19 protein-coding genes are annotated in these 18,836 nt (G+C 65.3%); 14 read left to right on the top strand and 5 right to left on the bottom strand.

Going from position 1 to position 18,836, the window contains the following annotated elements:
- Positions 1 to 21: 21 nt before the first annotated feature.
- From AC1Q7Q_RS22845 to AC1Q7Q_RS22835, 3 genes are all read left to right on the top strand, one after another.
- Positions 22 to 705, top strand: coding sequence for a hypothetical protein (locus AC1Q7Q_RS22845; protein WP_492370910.1), 684 nt, complete (start codon positions 22 to 24; stop codon positions 703 to 705).
- Positions 706 to 883: 178 nt separating this feature from the next.
- Positions 884 to 1,576 (top strand): N-acetylmuramoyl-L-alanine amidase family protein, encoded by a 693-nt coding sequence (locus AC1Q7Q_RS22840; protein ID WP_492370911.1) that lies wholly within the window; start codon positions 884 to 886, stop codon positions 1,574 to 1,576.
- Positions 1,561 to 2,538 (top strand): lysozyme inhibitor LprI family protein, encoded by a 978-nt coding sequence (locus AC1Q7Q_RS22835; protein WP_492370912.1) that lies wholly within the window; start codon positions 1,561 to 1,563, stop codon positions 2,536 to 2,538. The genes AC1Q7Q_RS22840 and AC1Q7Q_RS22835 overlap by 16 nt, the downstream gene beginning before the upstream one ends.
- Positions 2,539 to 2,582: 44 nt before the next feature.
- Here AC1Q7Q_RS22835 and AC1Q7Q_RS22830 read toward each other — a convergent pair whose 3' ends face one another.
- Both AC1Q7Q_RS22830 and AC1Q7Q_RS22825 read right to left on the bottom strand, forming a co-directional pair.
- Complete coding sequence (locus tag AC1Q7Q_RS22830; RefSeq protein WP_492370913.1) at positions 2,583 to 4,769, bottom strand: TonB-dependent siderophore receptor; 2,187 nt, start codon at positions 4,767 to 4,769, stop codon at positions 2,583 to 2,585.
- Positions 4,770 to 4,984: 215 nt separating this feature from the next.
- Positions 4,985 to 6,154 carry a mandelate racemase/muconate lactonizing enzyme family protein gene (locus AC1Q7Q_RS22825; protein WP_492370914.1) on the bottom strand — a complete coding sequence of 390 codons (1,170 nt, stop codon included), beginning with the start codon at positions 6,152 to 6,154 and terminating at the stop codon, positions 4,985 to 4,987.
- Positions 6,155 to 6,346: 192 nt separating this feature from the next.
- On the opposite strand from AC1Q7Q_RS22825, the gene AC1Q7Q_RS22820 reads away from it, so the two are divergent.
- A complete protein-coding gene (locus AC1Q7Q_RS22820; RefSeq protein WP_492370915.1) occupies positions 6,347 to 7,282 on the top strand; it encodes a LysR family transcriptional regulator in 936 nt (311 codons plus the stop codon).
- A gap of 9 nt (positions 7,283 to 7,291) precedes the next feature.
- On the opposite strand, the gene AC1Q7Q_RS22815 is transcribed toward AC1Q7Q_RS22820, so the two are convergent.
- Positions 7,292 to 8,182, bottom strand: a complete 891-nt coding sequence (locus AC1Q7Q_RS22815) for a LysR family transcriptional regulator (RefSeq protein ID WP_492370916.1) — start codon at positions 8,180 to 8,182, stop codon at positions 7,292 to 7,294.
- Between the two features lie 100 nt (positions 8,183 to 8,282).
- Here AC1Q7Q_RS22815 and AC1Q7Q_RS22810 point away from each other — a divergent pair, with 100 nt between their 5' ends.
- The 5 genes from AC1Q7Q_RS22810 (at position 8,283) to AC1Q7Q_RS22790 (ending at position 14,588) form a co-directional block, all read left to right on the top strand.
- Positions 8,283 to 9,836, top strand: coding sequence for an AMP-binding protein (locus AC1Q7Q_RS22810; RefSeq protein ID WP_492370917.1), 1,554 nt, complete (start codon positions 8,283 to 8,285; stop codon positions 9,834 to 9,836).
- An 11-nt stretch (positions 9,837 to 9,847) separates the two neighbouring features.
- A complete protein-coding gene (locus AC1Q7Q_RS22805; protein ID WP_183034921.1) occupies positions 9,848 to 11,029 on the top strand; it encodes an acyl-CoA dehydrogenase family protein in 1,182 nt (393 codons plus the stop codon).
- Between the two features lie 63 nt (positions 11,030 to 11,092).
- Positions 11,093 to 12,076: a Bug family tripartite tricarboxylate transporter substrate binding protein gene (locus AC1Q7Q_RS22800; protein WP_492370918.1), complete on the top strand. Its 984-nt coding sequence runs from the start codon at positions 11,093 to 11,095 to the stop codon at positions 12,074 to 12,076.
- Positions 12,077 to 12,093: 17 nt separating this feature from the next.
- On the top strand, positions 12,094 to 13,191 hold the full coding sequence (locus AC1Q7Q_RS22795) for a CaiB/BaiF CoA transferase family protein (RefSeq protein ID WP_492370919.1): 1,098 nt from the start codon (positions 12,094 to 12,096) through the stop codon (positions 13,189 to 13,191).
- Positions 13,192 to 13,226: 35 nt separating this feature from the next.
- Positions 13,227 to 14,588 (top strand): serine hydrolase domain-containing protein, encoded by a 1,362-nt coding sequence (locus AC1Q7Q_RS22790; RefSeq protein WP_183034918.1) that lies wholly within the window; start codon positions 13,227 to 13,229, stop codon positions 14,586 to 14,588.
- 15 nt (positions 14,589 to 14,603) lie between these two features.
- Here the strand turns inward: AC1Q7Q_RS22790 and AC1Q7Q_RS22785 are convergent, their stop codons facing one another.
- The gene (locus AC1Q7Q_RS22785) at positions 14,604 to 15,563 is read right to left on the bottom strand and encodes a GlxA family transcriptional regulator (RefSeq protein WP_492370964.1); all 960 of its coding nucleotides are present in this window, start codon (positions 15,561 to 15,563) and stop codon (positions 14,604 to 14,606) included.
- A gap of 139 nt (positions 15,564 to 15,702) precedes the next feature.
- On the opposite strand from AC1Q7Q_RS22785, the gene AC1Q7Q_RS22780 reads away from it, so the two are divergent.
- From AC1Q7Q_RS22780 to AC1Q7Q_RS22760, 5 genes are all read left to right on the top strand, one after another.
- Complete coding sequence (locus AC1Q7Q_RS22780) at positions 15,703 to 16,011, top strand: DUF1272 domain-containing protein (RefSeq protein ID WP_492370920.1); 309 nt, start codon at positions 15,703 to 15,705, stop codon at positions 16,009 to 16,011.
- Positions 16,012 to 16,120: 109 nt separating this feature from the next.
- On the top strand, positions 16,121 to 16,462 hold the full coding sequence (locus AC1Q7Q_RS22775) for an FKBP-type peptidyl-prolyl cis-trans isomerase (protein WP_150984937.1): 342 nt from the start codon (positions 16,121 to 16,123) through the stop codon (positions 16,460 to 16,462).
- A gap of 78 nt (positions 16,463 to 16,540) precedes the next feature.
- Positions 16,541 to 17,737, top strand: coding sequence for an enoyl-ACP reductase FabV (gene fabV / locus AC1Q7Q_RS22770; RefSeq protein ID WP_492370921.1), 1,197 nt, complete (start codon positions 16,541 to 16,543; stop codon positions 17,735 to 17,737).
- A 17-nt stretch (positions 17,738 to 17,754) separates the two neighbouring features.
- Positions 17,755 to 18,120 carry a glyoxalase superfamily protein gene (locus AC1Q7Q_RS22765; RefSeq protein ID WP_492370922.1) on the top strand — a complete coding sequence of 122 codons (366 nt, stop codon included), beginning with the start codon at positions 17,755 to 17,757 and terminating at the stop codon, positions 18,118 to 18,120.
- A gap of 39 nt (positions 18,121 to 18,159) precedes the next feature.
- Positions 18,160 to 18,447, top strand: coding sequence for a DUF6881 domain-containing protein (locus AC1Q7Q_RS22760; protein ID WP_492370923.1), 288 nt, complete (start codon positions 18,160 to 18,162; stop codon positions 18,445 to 18,447).
- 9 nt (positions 18,448 to 18,456) lie between these two features.
- Here AC1Q7Q_RS22760 and AC1Q7Q_RS22755 read toward each other — a convergent pair whose 3' ends face one another.
- Positions 18,457 to 18,783, bottom strand: a complete 327-nt coding sequence (locus AC1Q7Q_RS22755) for a cupin domain-containing protein (RefSeq protein ID WP_492370924.1) — start codon at positions 18,781 to 18,783, stop codon at positions 18,457 to 18,459.
- Positions 18,784 to 18,836: the final 53 nt, after the last annotated feature.

Raw genomic sequence — 18,836 nt, 5'->3', positions numbered from 1 at the left:
CGCACCGAGAGCGCCCCCGCCATGTTTGCCACCACAGGCGTGCCGCTGGGCACGCAGTTCGCCACCCAGTGGTCCGCCCTGTGGCCACTCTGGTGGCCATGGCTGGCCATCGCCGCGCTGGGCCTGTTTCACGGCATCAATCCCGCCATGGGCTGGCTGTTTGCCGTGGCGCTAGGGCTGCATCGGGGGCGGCGCAAGGTGGTGCTGCTGGCGCTGCTGCCGATCGCGCTCGGCCACGCCATCGCGGTGGCCCTGGTGCTGGCCGCCACGCTCACGCTTGGCAGCCTGCTAGATCCCCAATGGCTGGCGCGCGCCGGCGGCGCGTTACTGATCGGCTGGGCCGCCTGGCATGCGCTGCGCGGGCATCGCCAGCGCCCCCGCGTAGGCATGCAGGCCGGCATGGCCGGGCTGGCGCTATGGTCGTTCCTGATGGCGGGCACGCACGGCGCGGGGCTGATGCTGGTGCCGGTGCTGCTGCCGTTGTGCCGCGCCGCCGGCGCACCGGCGGCAGGCGGACCGCTCATGCCAGCGCTGCTGGCGCTCGGGCTTCACACGCTGGCCATGCTGCTTGCCATCGGCACCGTGGCGCTGCTGGTGTACGACCGCATCGGCGTGGGTTTCCTGCGCACCGGCTGGATCAACCTGGACCGGGTGTGGACGGTGGCGTTGACGGGGTGCGGCACGGCATTGCTGTTGATGGCGTAGGCCGATGGCAACCCGATAGAATCGTGGGCCTATCGATTTAGCGCAGGTTTTAGCGCCTATGCAAGCTATGCAGTCTCTGACTCCGGTGCGATTGGCCCGGCTGGTGTTCGCCGGCCTGGCGTTGGCTTTGTCGCTCCCGGCAAGCCCGGCATCGCAACAGTGCGACAGGAGCCGTTTCGTGATTGCCATTGATGCGGGACATACAGCCAGCCACCCGGGCGCAACGAGCGCGCGCGGCGTGCCCGAGTTCGAGTTCAACACGCGCCTCGCCGCAACGCTGGTGCCGGTGCTGGCGGGCATGGGGTTCGCCAACGTATTGCTGACCAACGAGCGCGGCGCGGATATCTCGCTGACAGACCGCTCCGAGCTGGCGAATCGCCGCGCGGCGGATCTGTTCCTATCGCTCCATCACGACTCGGTCCAGCCGCGTTATCTTTCCACATGGACCTATGAGGCCAGGCCGCAGCGCTACAGCGACGACTTCAGCGGCTACTCGATCTTTTACTCCGGCCAAAACCAGCAGCCAGACGAAAGCCTGCGGTTCGCGCGCGTGCTGGGGTCCGAGCTGCACGGGCACTGCCTGCGCCCCACCTTGCACCATGCCGAAAAGATCGAAGGCGAGAACAGGGAACTGGTCGACCCGGATCTGGGCATCTACAGGTTCGATGCACTCAAGGTCCTGGCTACCACGAAGATGCCGGCGGTGCTGTTCGAAGCCGGGGTGATCGTCAACCGCGCCGAGGAAGCCCGGCTTGGAGATCCCGCGTACAGGCAGATGATGGCCGAGTCGATCGGCGCGGCGGTCGCCCGGTTCTGTGCCGGCGACAACGGTGCGGCAACAGCAGGTGCTCAATCATGCTTTCCTCCCTGATGGCGCCGGGCGGCGGCGCGCGAACGCGACGGACCGGCCAGTGCTCGCAACTTGCGCGGCATGCCGCATGGGCGACAGTCATCGCCCTGCTCGCCCTATGCGCCGTGGCACCGGTGGCGCATGCCGCGCCCTCGGGGCGGGTCGTGGGCACGCTGCTGCGCACCGGCGAATGGCTGGTGCATCAGTTGCGGGAATACGCGGTCCACGAAGCCATCGGTTTCGGGCTCGACGTGCTCGGCATCACCGAAGCCAAGGCCAATGAGCAAGAACTGAAGACACTCGAAAAACAGCTGGAGGCCAGCCTGGCCGCCAGCGCCGAGAACAGCGCGGCAAAGCAGGCGGAGCTGCGCGAGCAACTCCACGCCGCCGACGTACAGCTGGCGGCGCTGCGCCAATTGCAGACCCAGCGCCTGAGCGCGGCCGATACGAAGCAATTGCGTGACCAGGTCGAGGACAGCATGCAGCGGATCCTGACCGTGATCAACGAACACGAGCGCAGGCTGGACGCCCTGGAGCGCGACCTGAACGCCTTGAAGACGCGCGTGGCGCAGATCGATACGCCGCCCCCGCGCGCGGTGGCGCCGTACAACGCGGGGTCGGGGACGTACAACGCGGGAGCGGCGATGCTGCCGCCGAGCTTCAACTGCGGCAACGCCAGGACCGGGCCGGAAAAACTGATCTGCAATGACCGCCGGCTTGGCGACGCGGATGGACGGCTGGGGGCCATCTACGAAAATCTGCGTTTCTTCCTGAACAGCGCCGAATTCATCCAGGTGAGGGACGACGAACGGCGCTGGATCCGCTGGCGGGATGACCGCCTGGCGACGGATTGCGCGCGAGGCGGGCAGGTCGACATGAACTGCGCCATCGGCCTGTGGGAGACCCGCATCGTGCAACTGCAGGGAAAGCTGAAGAGCATCCAGCAGGCTCGCGGCGAGCCTTACAGGGCAAGCGGGCGGTAGAGGCAAGAGCGTCGTCGCACGGCATGCGCCGCGCCCCCATCCCCTTAGAACTGCACAGTGGCATTTGCCAGGAATGTGCGCGCCGCACTCGGCAACACAAAACCGCCGTAGGTGGTAGTCCAGTAGCGACGATCGAACACATTGTTGACCGCGGCCCGCAACGTCACCGTCTTGCCAGCGTAGCGCGTGGTGTACCTGGCGCTGAGGTCCGCGGTGGTGTACGACGGCACGTACTGGGTATTGGCCGCATTCACCCACATGGCGCCGGTGACCTTGGCGCCGGCCGCCAGCGTCAGGCCGCGCAGGAAGGGCGCGTCATACTCCACGCGGCCGCTGACGATGTAGCTGGGGGTGGCATAAATGCGCTTGCCGTTGACCGCGGGATCGTCGATGCCGGTGGCCTTGGTGTCGAGCCACAGCACGCCGCCCATCACCCGCCAGTCGCGCGCCACGCGCACCCAGCCGCTGGTGTCCAGGCCGGTGTAGCGCTGGGTGCCGTCCTGCACGAAGACGTTGGCCGTGTTGGTGTACTCGTAGCCGCGGTCGACGCGGAACAGCGCTACGTTGGCACCCCAGTCGCGGCGCTCGGTCTTGTAGCCAACCTCATACTGCTTGCTCTTGAGCGGGCCATACGTCTGCGGGAAGTTGGCGTTGGTGTTGCTGGCCGAGCCGCCTTGCTCAAGCGACTCCACATAGCTGACGTAAGCGGTGGAATCATTGTCGGTCTTGAACATCAGGGCCACGGTGGGCGAGACCGGCTTGGCGCTGTAGCTCGCCGTGACATTGGCCGAGCTGTCGAAATTGTCCTGGCTGAAATCGGTGTAGCGCAGGCCGGCCAAGACCGAGAAGCGCTGGGTGAGCTGGATGGTATCGCTGGCGTAGACGGATTTTTGCGTAATCTTGTAGTCGCGGTACGGTACATACACCAGGCCGGAAGCCTGGTTGCTCAGCAGCGTAGGATTGTAGAGATTGTTCTCGCCCAGGAAGATGCCATCGGTGGCGCCAACGCCTGCATCGTTGACGCGCACCTGGGACTGGTAGCCCACGCCGAACACCACATCGTGCTGGATGCTGCCGGTGGAAAACCTGCCCTGCACCATGCCGTCATAGGCCTGGTAGTAAAACGCCGACTTCCAGTTGTACTGGGTGTCGGAGAAGTTGCCGGCGGCATCGTTGACAAAGATGTAGCTGTCCCCGCTGAAGCGGCTCTCGCGCGCGAAGCGGTACTTGAAGCTGGTCTTCCACTTGTCGTTGATGCGGTAGTCCACGCCGGTGCCCACCGTGGTGGTCTCGGTCTCGTGGAAGCTGTAGGGCTGGACGAAGCGGCGCGAGACCTTGCTGGCATCGGCGACCGGCAGGCTGGCGTCGAACCCCAGGCCAAACAGGGTGCCGTTGGTCTTGCGCTTCCAGTACATCACGTCGGCGCTCCATGTCAGGTCCGGCGTCATGCGGAAATCCGCGGCCAGCGATACCACATCGCGACGCAGCTGCACGCCCGGATCGGCCGTGCGGCCTTCTTCATGGGCCGCGTTGAGGCGATAGCCAAAGCGCTGGTCCGGCCCGAAGCGCCCGCCCAGGTCGATCTTCTCGCTCCACACGTTGTTGGCCTGGTAGCCCACGGTGAACTGGCGCAATGGCTCGTCGGTGGGGCGCTTGACCACATAGTTGATGATGCCGCCGGGGCTGCCAAAGCCGTACATGAAGCCCGACAGGCCCTTGAGCAGCTCTACCTGCTCGAACGGTTCGAGCGGCAGGTCGGTGTTCCAGGAGACGAAGTTCTGGCCGTCCACCTTGGTGCCGTTGAGCAGGTCGATGGCCATGCCGCGCACGGCGAAGTAGGAGTTTTCGGTACGGCCGTTCTCGCCCAGGATGGACACCGCTGGATCGTACTTGAACACGTCGCTGGCGGTCTGCGCCATGCGGTCCTGGATCTCCTCGCTGCTTGCCGCCACCACCGAGAACGGCGTGTCGACAGGCTTGCGCTCACCCAGCGCCCCACCGCCAATCCTCTCCGCTTTGGCCGGCTCGGTCAGCCGCTCGGCCTTGACGGTGGCCACTGGCAAGGTGGCATCGGCTTGCGTGGCAGCCGGCGTGGCGGTCTGCGCCAGGCTGGTGGCCGGCAGCGTGGCGAACGCGACGGTCAGGCCGAATACAGCGCTGGCAATGGGCGAAAGGCGGGGCATTGCCTGGCATGCGGCGGCGCGCAGCGGCAAGCGGCGGTGATTGAACATCGGCGGAAACGTCCTTGGGAAGGTTGGGTCTGGCGGGAACCTGGGCTGCAGTGTGGTGCGAAGCGCCAAGCCATTCTCAAACACGAATACGAATGAAAATGAGAATGGTTCGCTTTTTTATCATAAAGCAGGATGCCAGCTCAACGACCGTAAGAAATTTCCCAAGGATTTGTATTCTGTACGCAACATAGGCCGGCAAGCCGGCCTATGGACTGTCACCCGCCCGCCAGTGCCCGCATGGCGCGATACAGGTCGGCCTTGCCTTCGAAGCCGATGCCCGGCAGGTCCGGCATGGTGATGTAGCCGTTATCGACCGTCACGCCATCGGGAAAGCCGCCATAGGGCTGGAACAGGTCCGGATAGGACTCGTTGCCGCCAAGGCCGAGCCCGGCCGCGATATTGAGCGACATCTGGTGGCCGCCATGCGGAATGCAGCGCGTGCGCGACCAGCCGTGCTCAAACAGCATGTCCAGTGTGCGCAGGTACTCCACCAGGCCGTAGCTCAGCGCGCAGTCGAACTGCAGCCAGTCCCGGTCGGGACGCATGCCGCCATAGCGGATCAGGTTGCGCGCGTCCTGCATGGAGAACAGGTCCTCGCCCGTTGCCATCGGCTTGTCGTAGTAGTTGCGCAGCGTGGCCTGCAGCTCGAAATCGAGCGGATCGCCCGGCTCCTCGTACCAGAACAGATCGTATTGCGAGAGGGCTTTCGCATACCGTATCGCGGTGTCCAGGTCGAAGCGCCCGTTGGCATCCACCGCGAGTTTCTGGCCATCCTGCAGCACGCTGAGAATCGAATCGATGCGGCGCAGGTCCTCGTCGAGCGAGGCGCCGCCGATCTTCTTCTTGACCACCGTATAGCCGCGATCGATATAGCTGCGCATCTCGTCCTTGAGCTTGCCGTGGTCCTGGCCCGGGTAGTAGTAGCCGCCCGCCGCGTAGACGAAGATCTTGCGCTCCGGCTTGCCATCGCCGTAGCGCTCGGCCAGCAACTGGAACAGCGGCTTGCCCTCGATCTTTGCCACCGCATCCCACACCGCCATGTCGATGGTGCCGATCGCCACCGAGCGCTCGCCGTGGCCGCCTGGCTTCTCGTTGGCGAACATCGCCGCCCAGATCTTGTGGGGATCGAGGTTGGTGCCGTTGTCGTCGATCAGGGTTGCGGGATCCGCCTCGAGCACGCGCGGGATGAAACGCTCGCGCATCAGCAGCCCCTGCCCGTAGCGGCCATTGGAATTGAAGCCATAGCCAATGACGGGCTTGCCGTCCCGGATGACGTCGGTCACCACGGCGACGACGCTCAGCGTCATCTTGCTGAAGTCGATATAGGCGTTGCGGATCGGCGAGCTGATGGGCACCGTCTTCTCGCGAATTTCCACGATGTTCATTGGAGCGTCTCCTGGAGCGTGGCACGCGGTGCGTGCGCTGAGTGGTAGGAAGGCTCCAGCGTAGCGAGGCGGCGCATGGCTGAGTTTCGCCAGAACGCATTTCACTATTCACTTATGGTTAATACTGGTGCGGCTCCGGGCGGCAATAACCCGCTTAAAATCCACCGGGACACCCATCACTCTTCTCCATCAGTGAAAACCGATATCACCTCGGACCTCGAGTTCTTTGTGCTGATTGCGAGACACGGCAATCTCTCGGCCGCCGCGCGGGCGCTGAACCTGACGCCACCGGCAGCCACCAAGCGGCTCGCGCTAATGGAAGAACGACTTGGCGCGCGGCTGGTGAACCGCACCACCCGCAGCACCAGCCTGACGCGCGAGGGCGAGATTTACCTTGTGCATGCCACGCAGATCCTTGCCCAGCTGCGCGAGATGGAGGATGCCATTTCCAGCAGCCGCGCCGAGCCACGCGGGCTGCTTCGCATCAACGCCACGCTCGGCTTCGGCCGGACGACCATCGCCCCGCTCGTCTCCGAATTCGCCAGGCGCTACCCGTTCGTGGAGGTGCAGTTCGAAGTCACCGACAAGGCAATCGATCTCGTGGAGAGCGGCTTCGACCTCGCAATCCGCTTTGGCGCCCTGCCGGACGGCCGCCTCAACGCGCGTCGCATCATGTCGAACCGGCGCTTCCTGTGCGCGTCACCCGCCTACCTTGACCGGCATGGCACCCCGGCGAGCCTGGCCGAGCTGGCCAATCACCGCTGCATCATCCACCGCCAGAACGACGACGCACATGGCATATGGCGCTTCATGGCAGGGACCCAAGGCGAGATGGTCAGGGTACATGGCACGCTGTCGAGCAACGATGGCGACATCGTCCTGGGCTGGGCGCTCGACGGGCATGGGATTTTGATGCGCTCCGAGTGGGATCTGGCCAAGTACCTGGAGAGCGGGCGCTTGCGGCTGGTGCTGCCCGACGCCGCCCTGCCCCCGGCCGACCTGTTCGTCTATTATCCGGGCCAGCGCGACCAGACCACGCGGGCGCGCGCGTTCATCGATTTCCTGGTCGATCATTTCCGTGCCCCTTTCACCCCGGTGGCCCCGGCGGCCCCAGGCGGTGGCGCATAGCCGGGCAGGTCAGGCGCCTTGCTCGCGCACCAGCGCCGTCATGCGCTGCGCGAGCGGCGAGAGATAGGCGCCGGCCCGGGTGATCACGCCTACGCGCCGGCGCAGGTCCAGTTCTTCAAGCCCCAGGTCGAGCGGGTGCAGCCCGGTCGTCACCGCATTGGAGTTCGTGCCCGATATGCTCAGCATCTGCGTGCCGCGCATCAGGTCGAAGAGCGAGGAGCTGCCAAAATCGGTCTCGATGCGCAGGTTCGGGGCGGCCAGCCCCTGCTTGCGGAACGCCGCGTCGACCTGCTGGCGCAAGATGATATGCGGCCCGGGCAGCAGCCAGTCCTGACCCACCAGATCCGCAAGGGTCAGCTTGCGGCGGCGCTGCAGCGGGTGCGCTTCATCGGCCACCACCACCAGCCGGTCGTCGAACAGTGCCTCCACCGCGAACTCGCTCGCGCGCTCCCTCGGTGTGGGGGCGATGGCAAGGTCCAGCTCGCCCGCCAGCAGCAGCTCCATGAGGTCCCGCGCCAGCAGCCGGCGCAGCCGCAGCCGGGCAACGGGCCGCTCCCGCAGCAGCTGACGGCAGGCGTCCAGCACCAGGGCATTGGGGATCGAAGGCGAATAGCCCAGGCGCAACATGCCCTGCTCGCCGGTGCGGATGCCTTGCATCTCCTTGAGCGCGTCGTCGAACTCCAGCCGGATGCGGCGCGCCCGCACCATGAATTGCATGCCCGCCTGCGTCGGGGTCATGCCATGGGCCGTGCGCTCGAACAAGGGCAGGCCAATCTGCGCTTCCACACGCTGCACCGCCTTGGTCAGGGCCGGCTGGCTGATGCCCAGCGACTCCGCGGCGCGGCCGATGCCGCCATGCGCATCCACGGCCAGCACGTATTCAAGATCTCTCGTCTCCATCGCGACATTCCCGTTGGTTATGTCTTTATAGCCGGTACGGCATTGTAGTGATGTCTCGCATCTTACAGACTACGGCGAAGAACCATCAAGGAGACAACCCATGGGATTCGCTTTCTTCCTGCGCCGCGCGGCGCGCTATTGGGGGGATCACGCTGCCGTGCTTTACAACGACCGCGTGCTGACCTATCGCGAGCTGGACGAGCGCTCGAACCGCCTCGCCAATGCACTGCTGGCCCTCGGCCTCACCCGGGGCGATCGCGTGGCGATTCAATCACGCAACCGCCCCGAGCTTGTCGAGATCGAGTGCGCCCTGTACAAGGCCGGGCTCGTCAAGGCCGCGCTCAATCCGCGCTTCACGGCGGCAGAGGCATCGGATGTGGCCGAGAACTGCGCGCCACGCATCCTGTTTGCCGGCCCCGGATATACCGGCTACTCGCCGGAAACCGCGGGATTTGGATCCGTGCAAACGTTCATCGCGATTGGCAAACCCGCGCACGGCTATGGCGATTACGAGGCCCTGCTCGCAGGCGCGAGCCCTGCGCCGCTCGACATCGCGCCGCAGCCCGACGACCTCGCCGTCCTGCATTTTTCCTCGGGTTCCACGGGCAAGATCAAGGCCGCCATGCAAAGCTATGGCAACCGCCTGGCAGCGTTGCGCAAGATGCTGCAGAGCATGGACAAGCCGGCACGGCCCGGTGACCGCCTGGCACTGATCGGGCCCATCACCCACGCCTCCGGCATGCTGATGCAGCCGTATCTGTACACCGGCGCAACGCTGGTGCTGTTCGACAAGTTCGAGCCCGCGCATTTCCTGGCGGAAGTGGCCAGGCTGCGCCTCACCCATGTGTTCATGGTGCCGGCCATGATCAATATGCTGCTGACCGAGCCAACCCTGGCCAGCGCGGACCTGAGCAGCCTCAAGACCCTGGCCTACGGCGCCGCACCGATGGCGCCCGCGCGCATCCGCGAGGCGTGGGAGCGCATCGGCCCCATCCTGTCGCAAGGCTATGGCGCGAGCGAGTCCACCTCCGGCGTGACCCGCCTATCGACCGACGATCATGCCTACGCACTGGCGCACCGGCCCGAGCGGCTGGCCTCCTGCGGGCGGGCGCTTGGCGAAACAGAGGTCCGCGTGGTCGACGAGCAGGGCCAGGAAGTGGCCGGCGACGACATCGGCGAACTGGTGATCCGCGGCGAGGATGTCTTCCATGGGTACTGGGGCGAGCCGGAGCTGACGCGCGAAGTGCTGGTGGACGGATGGCTACGCACCGGCGACCTGGCCCGGGTGGATGAAGAAGGCTACATCTACCTGGTCGACCGCAAGAAAGACATGATCATCTCCGGCGGCTTCAATGTGTATCCGACCGAGGTCGAGGCCGCGCTTTACCAGCATCCCGACGTGATGGAAGCCTGCGTGATCAGCGTGCCCGACGACACCTGGGGCGAAAGCGTCAAGGCCGTCGTTGCCCTGCGGCCCGGCCGGCAAGGCACCGCGGAAGACCTCATCGCGCACTGCCGCGCGCGCATTGCCGATTACAAGTCGCCGCGAACCATCGACTTCGTCAGCGAACTGCCCAAGAACGCGAGCGGGAAGCTCGCTCGCAAACTGGTGCGCGAGCCGTACTGGCAAGGCGTATCCCGCCGCGTGAATTAAGGAGAACCACCATGTTCGACAACCTCACCAATCCCGTGCTGGTCGAAACCCGCGCCAGCATCCAGCGCTACATCCATGAGGAACTGCTGCCGCTGGAGCGCGAGCTGGGCCTGGGGTCCGAAGATGCCTGGCCGCGCGATGTCCTGCGCGGCGTGTGGCGCCGCTCCAGCGAGCTGGGGCTCTATGCCGCCTGCCTGCCCGTCGAGCTCGGCGGCAAGGGGCTGAACATCGCCGAGCAATGCGCGCTGAAGGCAGACCTTGCCGCCAGCGGCGCAGTGCTGGCGCCGCACGTGCTGGGCGACCTGGGCGGCCCGCCGCGCGTGGGCAATATGCTCAAGTACGCTACGCCGGACCAGCTTGCGCGCTACTTCCAACCCGTCATCCGGGGCGAGAAGTCCACCTGCTTCGCCCTGACCGAGCCGCATTCCGGCTCGGATGCCCAGAGCATCTCCACCACGGCCGTGGTGGACGGCGATGACCTCGTCATCAACGGCCGCAAGCACTACATCAGCGGCGCGCCGTTTGCCGACTTTGCCATCGTCATGTGCGTCACCGATGCCACCGCTTCGCCGCCGGCCATCACGGCCGTGCTGATCGACCTGGACCTGCCCGGCGTCAAGGTCAGCACCGAGTACGTGCCGATGTCGGGCCAGCATATCGATGGCGACATCGAGTTCGTCAATGTGCGGGTGCCGCGCGCCAATATCTTCGGCGGCGAAGGCAACGGCTTCAAGCTCGGCATGTCGCGCATCAACGTCAACCGGCTGCTGCACTGCCCCACCATGCTGGGCCTGGCCACCAAGGCCTATGCGTCCTCGCTGGAGTACGCCGGCCAGCGCCGCCAGTTCGGCGGGCCCATTGCGCGCTTCCAGGCCATCCAGCACATGCTGGCGGACATGGCCGCCGCGCTGTGGGCATGCGAGAGCATGATCGCGCAAACCGCCGCGCTGGCGGACAGTGGCGCCGATCTTCGGGTGAAGGCCGCGGCATGCAAGCTGTTCATCTCCGAGCGCTGCTTCGAGGTAGCCGACAAAGCCGTACAGATTCACGGCAATGTGGGCGTGACGCGAGGACATCCGGTGGAGCAGGCTTTCCGCAAGCTGCGCATGTTCCGGATCTTCACCGGCACCAGCGAGATCCAGCGCAATACCATCGCCCGCGCGATTCTCGAACCCATGCAGGCGAAAGCCTGAGCCGGCAGCGGCTGATCAGACCGACGCAGGCAAACTGCGCAGCCAAGAACTGGAGACACCCCTATGAAACGCCGAACCTGGCTCGCCACCGCTGGCGCTGCCGCACTTAGCAGCATGCTCACGCCGGTGCGCGCCGCCGCCCCCTATCCCAATCGTCCCGTGCGCCTGATCGTCCCGTTCCTGGCGGGCAGCGCGCCGGATAACATCGCGCGCACGCTGTCGGTCGAACTGGGCCGCACGCTTGGCCAGCCGCTGGTCGTGGAGAACATGCCCGGCGCGGGCGGCGTGATCGGCGCGAGCGCCTTGAAGCGCGCCGCCGCGGACGGCTACACACTGGGCATTCTCGCGAACACGCATGTGATCAACGTGCATCTGTACCGAAACATGCCGTACGATCCCGCGCACGATTTCACCGCCATCGCGGCGATTTCCGGCGGCCCCACCGCTCTCATCGTGCCTGCGGATGCGCCATACAAGACCGCCGGCGACCTGATCGCCGCGCTCAAGCGCGCGCCCGGCAAACTCAACTACGGCTCGGGCGGCAAAGGCAGCATCGCGCATCTGGCGGTGGAGGCCTTGCTGCACCAGACGGGCACCGATGCCGTGCACATCCCCTACAAGGGCGCGACGGAGATCATCACCTCCATGCTCAGCGGCCAGACCCAGTTCGGCATGCCCGTGCTGGGCACCGCGACCCAGTACCTGCGCAATGGCCAGGTACGGGCACTGGCGGTGTCCTCATCCACACGCTCCGTCTATTTCCCGGAGGTGCCGACGCTTGCCGAGGTCCTGCCCCCCGGCCTGGTGCTGGACAACTGGAGCGGCCTGTTCGCGCCCGCGCACCTGCCGGCCGAACTCACCCAGCGGCTCTTTGCCGCGGTCACGGAGTTGCAGGCCAGCGGGCGCCTGGATGCGCAGTTGAAGGCCAACGCCGGGGAATTGCGCCGCAGTGCTTCCCCGTCGCAGTTCAACGGCATGGTGGCCGCGGATACCGCCCGCTATGGCAAGCTGATCCGCTCGATTGGCATGAACGGCGACGTCAGCTAAAGCACCGGGAGCCGGCAATGAAACCAGAGTGGTCCTGCCTGAAGGACGTCAAGATCATTGATCTCAGCCAGCTCCTGCCCGGCCCGCACGCCACGACCCTGCTCATGCAGCTGGGCGCGGACGTGATCAAGGTGGAGCAGCCGGGCACGGGCGACACCGCCCGCCAGCTCGGGCCCGCCGTGTTCGCGCAGTTCAATCGCGGCAAGCAATCCGTCGCGCTCGACCTGAAATCCGATGAGGGCCGCGCGGCATTCCTGCGCCTGGTGAAAGCGGCAGACGCCGTGGTCGAAGGGTTCCGGCCCGGCGTGATGCAGCGCCTTGGCCTGGGCTATGACGCCCTTGCGCAAGTGAACCCGGCCATCGTGCTGTGCTCCGTGTCCGGGTTCGGCCAGACCGGCCCGTATGCGGACCATGCCGGCCATGACCTGAACTATCTCGCGCTGGCGGGTTACTGGTCCGTGCCGGTGCAGGTGGACGACAAGGTGTCCCGGCCGCGCGTGCGCGTTTCCGACTACGCGGCCTCGGGCTATGCGGCGCTGGCGCTGGCCGTGGCGGTCATGAGCGCGCGGCAGCATGGACGTGGCCAGCATCTCGATGTGTCGATCCATGACGCCATCCTGTCGTGGACCGCGCATGGCGCCTGGGCCGCGCGCGGGTACGAGGATCGCCCGCACGAATCGCCAACCGTCATGCCGGACAACGATCTCTTCGAGACCAGCGATGGCCGCCATCTCGCCATGGGCATCCTGGAAAACAAGTTCTGGCTCAACCTGTGCGAGGCGATCGGTGCGGATTATCCAGCGCTGCGCGATGCCCGCTTCACGTCGCGGCCTGGCCGCCAGCAGCACAAGCCGGAAGTAAACGGCCTGCTCAAGGGGATCTTCCGGTCGCGGTCCCTCGCGCAATGGGCGGAAGTCTTCGCGCCCTTCGACCTGCCGTTCTCTCCCGCGCTCAGCGCGCAGGAGCTATTCGCGGACCCGCACGTCAAGGCGCGAAACATGGTGCGCGAGGTGCCCGCGGAGAACGCCGTCGCGCTGAGCTTCCCGGTCAGGTTTTCCCTTGGGCTGCCAGCAAGCGACGATCACGTTCCCGCGCTTGGCGAACACAACGGGTAGCAATTCAGGCCAAACGATAGAACATGGAGACAGGCATGCATCCTGGAAGCAGGCATGGCGCCAGCGCGGCGCGTTACGGCGCATCGATCGCCATCGCCGCGATGCTCGCATCCGCATCCCCCCTGGCTGGCGCGCAAACGCCAAACCCGCCCGAGACCACCGACCCGGTCAGGCTTGGCATCATGCAGGGCTTTCCACCCGCGCCGGACAAGCGCGTGACCAAGGCGAACGCGTTCCAGCTCCCCAACCTGCGATGGGCGTTCCGCCATGCGCGGGAGACCTCGCCCACCGCCGGCATCACGCGCGCCGCGTCGCCGCACGCGTTGCCGGCTGCGCCGGTTGCGCGCCTTGACGATGTGACGTTCGACCTCGAGGGGCAACAGGTCAAATTGTCGAGCTACCTGCACGATACGTACACCGACGGCTTTATCGTCCTGCACAAGGGACAAGTCATCTACGAGCGCTACTTCGATTCCTTTGGTCCCCGGCAGCCTCATATCTGGGCTTCGATGACCAAGTCGATCACCGGCTTGCTTGCCGCCATGCTGATCGACGAAGGCAAGCTGGACCCCAACGCGAAGCTGGCCAGCTACGTGCCGGAGCTGGCCGGCAACCCGTTCGGCGAAGCCACGATCCAGAAGAACCTAGACATGGAGGTAGCCGTCAGCTACCCGGCAAGCCTGCCGCCCGATCTGGGCCTGTTTGGCGCCGTTGGCCTGATTGCGCGCCGCGACGGCGCGCCCGACAATATCTACGACTTCCTGAAGGCCGCCCAGGTCCCGCAGCCAGCTGCCGGGACCAATGTCTGGTACTACCAGAACGGTTCCCCGGAGGCACTTGCCTGGGCGCTGCGCAGGATCACCGGCCAATCGTGGAGCGAGCTGGTTGCGCAGCGCATCTGGTCCCGCTTTGCCGAGGACGATGCCTATATCCAGGTCGACCAGCTCGGCACGGAAATGGCCAGTGGCGGCATGAACAGCACGCTGCGCGATGCTGCCCGCTTTGCCGAAGCGATTCGCAAGGCCAGCTCAGGCGAGAACCCGGGCGCCATCGCCGGCAAAGCCGTTCGCCTCGCGCTGAAGCCCAATGACAACCAGGCGCTGTTTGCCACCGGGAACCTGGCAGCCGGCAGAGCCAACTACGCCTACCGCGACTACTGGTACCAAGTCAACGATGGCGACGGATCGATCGAGGCAAGCGGGCGCTTTGGCCAAAAGATCTACATCAACCCGAAGAAGGCGCTGACCATCGTCAAGTTCTCGTCGAGCCCCGACACCGCGCCGCGGCCCACCAGCGCCAACGCCACGTCCGCCGGCTCGACCCAGCGCCGGCCGGCCGAATCTCCGGCGGCATTCGCCAACGCCGTCAAGGCACTCTATGCGGCGATCCCGCATTAGGCGCCGCTGAAGCGTTCAAGCCTGTGACCGCCAGCGCGACGGCGGCACGGCCTCTTCCTGCCGCCACGCGGCGCGCAACGCCTGCGGGCTGGCAAAGCCGCAGCGCTGCGCAACCAGCTCGACTGCCCAGTCGCTGTCCTTCAGCAACCTGCGTGCCAGATCCAGCCGCAATTGCTGCTGGTACTGCTTGAGCGTGACGCCGCACTCCTGCTGGAACAACCGCGCCAGATGCCGATAGCTCAGCGCGAAGCGGCCGGCCAGCTCGCTGTACGACAATTCGCAGGCAGGCTGCCTGGTCAGGAAATCCTGCACGGCGTGGATGACCGGATGATGATGATCGCGGTAGCGCAGCTGCGCATCGAGCGCCGGATCCTGGCCCAGCCTGCGGAACGGCACGACGTTCTCGCGCGCGACCTGGATCGCGGCCAGGGCGCCGAACGCGTGCCGGATAAGGTGCAGCGCGAGGTCGATGCCCGCCGTCACACCGGCCGAGGTGATCAACGCGCCATCTTCGACCAGCACCCGGCCGGCCAGCACCCGGGCGTGCGGATGGCGTTGCTGCAACCGCGCCAGGTGCTCGTGGTGGGTCGTGCAGCTGCGCCCGTCGAGCAGGCCGGCCGCGCCAAGCAGGAATGCCCCGGTGCAGACGCTGGCCAGCGTCACCTCGCCAAGGCGGGGCTGCACCACGGCCTGGAGCCAGTCAACGATCTTCCGGTACTCCGGCGTGGACAGCGCGCTGAGCTCGAGCTTGAAACCAACCACGATCACCACGTCGCCGGGCGCCAGCCGTGCCGGCAAGGCCTGTACCCCGCTCAAGGCTAGGCCTTGAAAGCTTGTCAGCGCCTGCAGCGGCCCGACACAGTGAAGCGCCAGTGGCGAGATCCCGAGCGCGGCCACGGAGCCCAGCACCTGCATCGGCCCGCCAAGATCCAGCATGTGCACCTGCGGCGGCAGCACAAGGAAGATGCGCTTCATCGTTGCCCCCGATCGTTCATCTTCGGATGGCATGATTTTTATCATGCCTGTCATATTTTCGAATTGCCGCGATATTCCCTTGTGATTAGTATGGCAGGGAATTTACTGATATGACATGCCATAGCGGAGGAGACTGAACATGCTGGAACTCAGGCCAAGCTGCGAGCATTGCAACAAGGCGCTTCCGCCGGCGTCGCTGGAAGCGCGCATCTGTAGCTATGAATGCACATTCTGCGCGTCATGCGTGGACGATGTCCTGGGCAATGTCTGCCCAAATTGTGGGGGCGGCTTCATGCCAAGGCCGATCCGGCCGGCGCGCAACTGGAAGGGCAACAACTTCCTGGGCAACGATCCGGCGAGCACGAAAACCAAGCACCGGCCGGTGGATCCGGCCACGCATGCGCAGTTTGCAGCCGCCATTCGCGGGCTTCCTCCCGAGCAGCGATAGCCGGCCCGATTGCAGAAATCCGCCCGCGCCCCTTCTGGTGGCACTGCCACGGGATGTAAACTCTGCTTCCTCGGTCAATGCACCCATGACCATGAAAGAAGAGCAGCGGATGAGCAACGAACTACAGGTTGAAGACATGCAACTCGGCGACGGCAAGGCCGTGGTCAAAGGCGCCTTGATCACCACCCAGTACAGCGGCTACCTGGAGGACGGCACCAGGTTCGACTCTTCCTATGATCGCGGCAAGCCCTTCCAGTGCGTGATCGGCACCGGGCGCGTGATCAAGGGCTGGGACCTGGGGCTGATGGGCATGAAAGTCGGCGGCAAGCGCAAGCTCCATGTGCCAGCTCACCTTGCCTATGGCGAACGCCAGGTCGGCGCCCATATCAAACCGAACTCGAACCTGGTCTTCGAGATCGAGTTGCTGGAGGTGCTGACGCGGGACGATTGATACAGGCGGCAATGCAAGCTGGCGCATGCCGCAGGCCAGGGTTCCATTACAATCCACCAAAATTGCAAGGAACCCACCATGATCATCGGACCCCGCGTGCGCGGCTTTATGTGTGTCACCGCCCACCCCGCCGGCTGCGAAGCCAACGTCAACCAGCAGATCGCCTATGTGAAAGCGAACGGCCCGGTTGCCAACGGACCCAAGAAGGTCCTCGTCATCGGCGCCTCCACGGGCTATGGGCTTGCCGCTCGCATCACGGCAACGTTCGGCTGCGGCGCCGACACGCTCGGCGTGTTCTTCGAACGCGCCGGCACCGAGAGCAAGCCTGGCACCGCAGGCTGGTACAACACGGCGGCGTTTCACAAGGCGGCAACGGCCGAAGGCCGCTATGCCATGAGCATCAATGGCGACGGCTTTTCCGACGAGATCAAGCAGCAAACCATCGACATCATCAAGCGTGATCTTGGCCAGGTCGACCTGGTCGTCTACAGCCTTGCTGCGCCGCGGCGAAAGCACCCGAAGACGGGGGAAATCTTCAATTCCACGCTCAAGCCCATTGGCAAGGAAATCCGGCAGCGCGGCCTGGACACCGACAAAGAGGTGATCAAGGAAATCGCCCTGCAACCGGCAACGCAGGAAGAGATCGATCACACGGTCGCCGTGATGGGCGGCGAAGACTGGCAAATGTGGATCGACGCCCTGCTCGCCGCCGGCGTGCTCGCCAACAACGCAAAGACCACGGCGTTCACCTACCTGGGCGAGAAGGTCACCCACGACATCTACTGGAACGGCTCCATCGGCGCCGCCAAGAAAGACCTGGACCAGAAGGTGCTGGACCTGCGCAGCAAGCTGGCCGCCACCGGCGGCGACGCCCGCGTCGCGGTGCTCAAGGCCGTGGTGACCCAGGCCAGCTCCGCCATCCCGGTGATGCCCCTGTACCTGTCGCTGCTGTTCAAGGTCATGAAGGAAACCGGCACCCACGAAGGCTGCATCGAGCAGGTCTACTCGCTCTACCAGGACTGCCTGTACAGCCAGTCGCCACGCCAGGATACGGAAGGCCGCCTGCGCACGGATGAGAAGGAACTCAGCCCGGATGTCCAGGCCCGCGTGACGCAGTTGTGGGACCAGGTCACCGACGACAATATCTACGCGCTCACCGATTTTGCGGGCTACAAGGCGGAGTTCCTGCGCCTGTTCGGGTTCGGCATCGACGGCGTGGACTATGCGGCCGACGTCAATCCTGCCGTGGAGATTCCCAACCTGGTCGAAGCGTAAGCCGCGGGCACAATGCCATGAACCTGTCCCCCGCCATCCCCATCATCCGGATCTTCTCGGTCGAGAAGGCCAAGGAATTCTATCTGGACTATCTTGGCTTTTCCCTCGATTGGGAGCATCGTTTCGGTGAGGAATTTCCGCTCTACGCCCAGGTGAGGCGATCCGGCCTGACGCTGCACCTGAGCGAGCACCATGGAGACGCCACGCCAGGTTCAACGGTGTTCGTCCCCGTGGAGGATATCGATGCCCTGCATCGCGAACTGGATGCCAGGCAGTATCGCTATGCAAAACCTGGTATCGACTTGGTGGGCTGGGGACGGCAGTTGCAAGTCGCGGATCCGTTTGGCAACCGCCTGCGGTTCTGCGAGCTATCCAAGGACTAGGTTTTTGTTTGGCGACACGCGGCTTGAGGGGAGACCCAGATGGAATACATCGACGTCATCTGGCGGCACGAGCTTCCCTCCGAGCCGGTTCGGCTCGTGTCGGAGCTTGACGGCGAGCGCTTCGAAACCCGGAAGCTGGAATTCTTCCGGGATGGAACCGTAGGTTTCGCGTGCGCCGATGCGGCAACCGGGAGCACGAACCTCGGGCTGGTACCCGTGCCGGCGCTGGCCGAGATCAACGCAGACCCGGAGTTCGACGGCGCGACGATGGCGCCGGAGGATTTTGAAGTCCTCTGGTTATTGCACGCGCGCCCGGCCAGGCATTGAGCGTTTGCGCTAGAGCAGCACCAGCGTCACCAGCAGCGACGCGTTGCTGATCGCCGTCACGTCGTGCATCACGTTGGACTCCAGATAGATCAGGTCGCCCTGGCGCAACAGCCGGTGCGCCCCCTCCACGCCGATATCGACCTCCCCTTCCAGGCACTGCACCGTGATGGGCCCGGCTACCGCATGGGCCGGCATATGCTTGCCGGCGGTCAGCACCAGGCGCATGACCTCCAGGCGGCTTTCCTTGAAGAAGGCGGTCGTGGGCGTCTTGCTGAGACGCTCGCCTAGCGGCAGCACGCTGGCCACCTGGCCGGAAGCTAGATGAGGCAGGGACATGGGCGGCTCCTCTGGTGTGAACGGCGTGAGCGACGTGAGCGATGTGGGGCGTG

The organism is Cupriavidus sp. GW823-FHT07A04 (genome assembly GCF_058794615.1).
This window is presented reverse-complemented; position numbering and strand designations above follow the sequence as displayed.

Bases quoted from the DNA above. Each gene is read 5' to 3' on its own strand.
- AC1Q7Q_RS22845 (WP_492370910.1), top strand. From the start codon at position 22: ATGTTTGCCACCACAGGCGTGCCGCTGGGCACGCAGTTCGCCACCCAG.
- AC1Q7Q_RS22835 (WP_492370912.1), top strand. From the start codon at position 1,561: ATGCTTTCCTCCCTGATGGCGCCGGGCGGCGGCGCGCGAACGCGACGG.
- AC1Q7Q_RS22830 (WP_492370913.1), bottom strand. From the start codon at position 4,769: ATGTTCAATCACCGCCGCTTGCCGCTGCGCGCCGCCGCATGCCAGGCA.
- AC1Q7Q_RS22825 (WP_492370914.1), bottom strand. From the start codon at position 6,154: ATGAACATCGTGGAAATTCGCGAGAAGACGGTGCCCATCAGCTCGCCG.
- AC1Q7Q_RS22815 (WP_492370916.1), bottom strand. From the start codon at position 8,182: ATGGAGACGAGAGATCTTGAATACGTGCTGGCCGTGGATGCGCATGGC.
- AC1Q7Q_RS22810 (WP_492370917.1), top strand. From the start codon at position 8,283: ATGGGATTCGCTTTCTTCCTGCGCCGCGCGGCGCGCTATTGGGGGGAT.
- AC1Q7Q_RS22805 (WP_183034921.1), top strand. From the start codon at position 9,848: ATGTTCGACAACCTCACCAATCCCGTGCTGGTCGAAACCCGCGCCAGC.
- AC1Q7Q_RS22800 (WP_492370918.1), top strand. From the start codon at position 11,093: ATGAAACGCCGAACCTGGCTCGCCACCGCTGGCGCTGCCGCACTTAGC.
- AC1Q7Q_RS22795 (WP_492370919.1), top strand. From the start codon at position 12,094: ATGAAACCAGAGTGGTCCTGCCTGAAGGACGTCAAGATCATTGATCTC.
- AC1Q7Q_RS22790 (WP_183034918.1), top strand. From the start codon at position 13,227: ATGCATCCTGGAAGCAGGCATGGCGCCAGCGCGGCGCGTTACGGCGCA.
- AC1Q7Q_RS22785 (WP_492370964.1), bottom strand. From the start codon at position 15,563: ATGAAGCGCATCTTCCTTGTGCTGCCGCCGCAGGTGCACATGCTGGAT.
- AC1Q7Q_RS22780 (WP_492370920.1), top strand. From the start codon at position 15,703: ATGCTGGAACTCAGGCCAAGCTGCGAGCATTGCAACAAGGCGCTTCCG.
- AC1Q7Q_RS22775 (WP_150984937.1), top strand. From the start codon at position 16,121: ATGAGCAACGAACTACAGGTTGAAGACATGCAACTCGGCGACGGCAAG.
- fabV (WP_492370921.1), top strand. From the start codon at position 16,541: ATGATCATCGGACCCCGCGTGCGCGGCTTTATGTGTGTCACCGCCCAC.
- AC1Q7Q_RS22765 (WP_492370922.1), top strand. From the start codon at position 17,755: ATGAACCTGTCCCCCGCCATCCCCATCATCCGGATCTTCTCGGTCGAG.
- AC1Q7Q_RS22760 (WP_492370923.1), top strand. From the start codon at position 18,160: ATGGAATACATCGACGTCATCTGGCGGCACGAGCTTCCCTCCGAGCCG.
- AC1Q7Q_RS22755 (WP_492370924.1), bottom strand. From the start codon at position 18,783: ATGTCCCTGCCTCATCTAGCTTCCGGCCAGGTGGCCAGCGTGCTGCCG.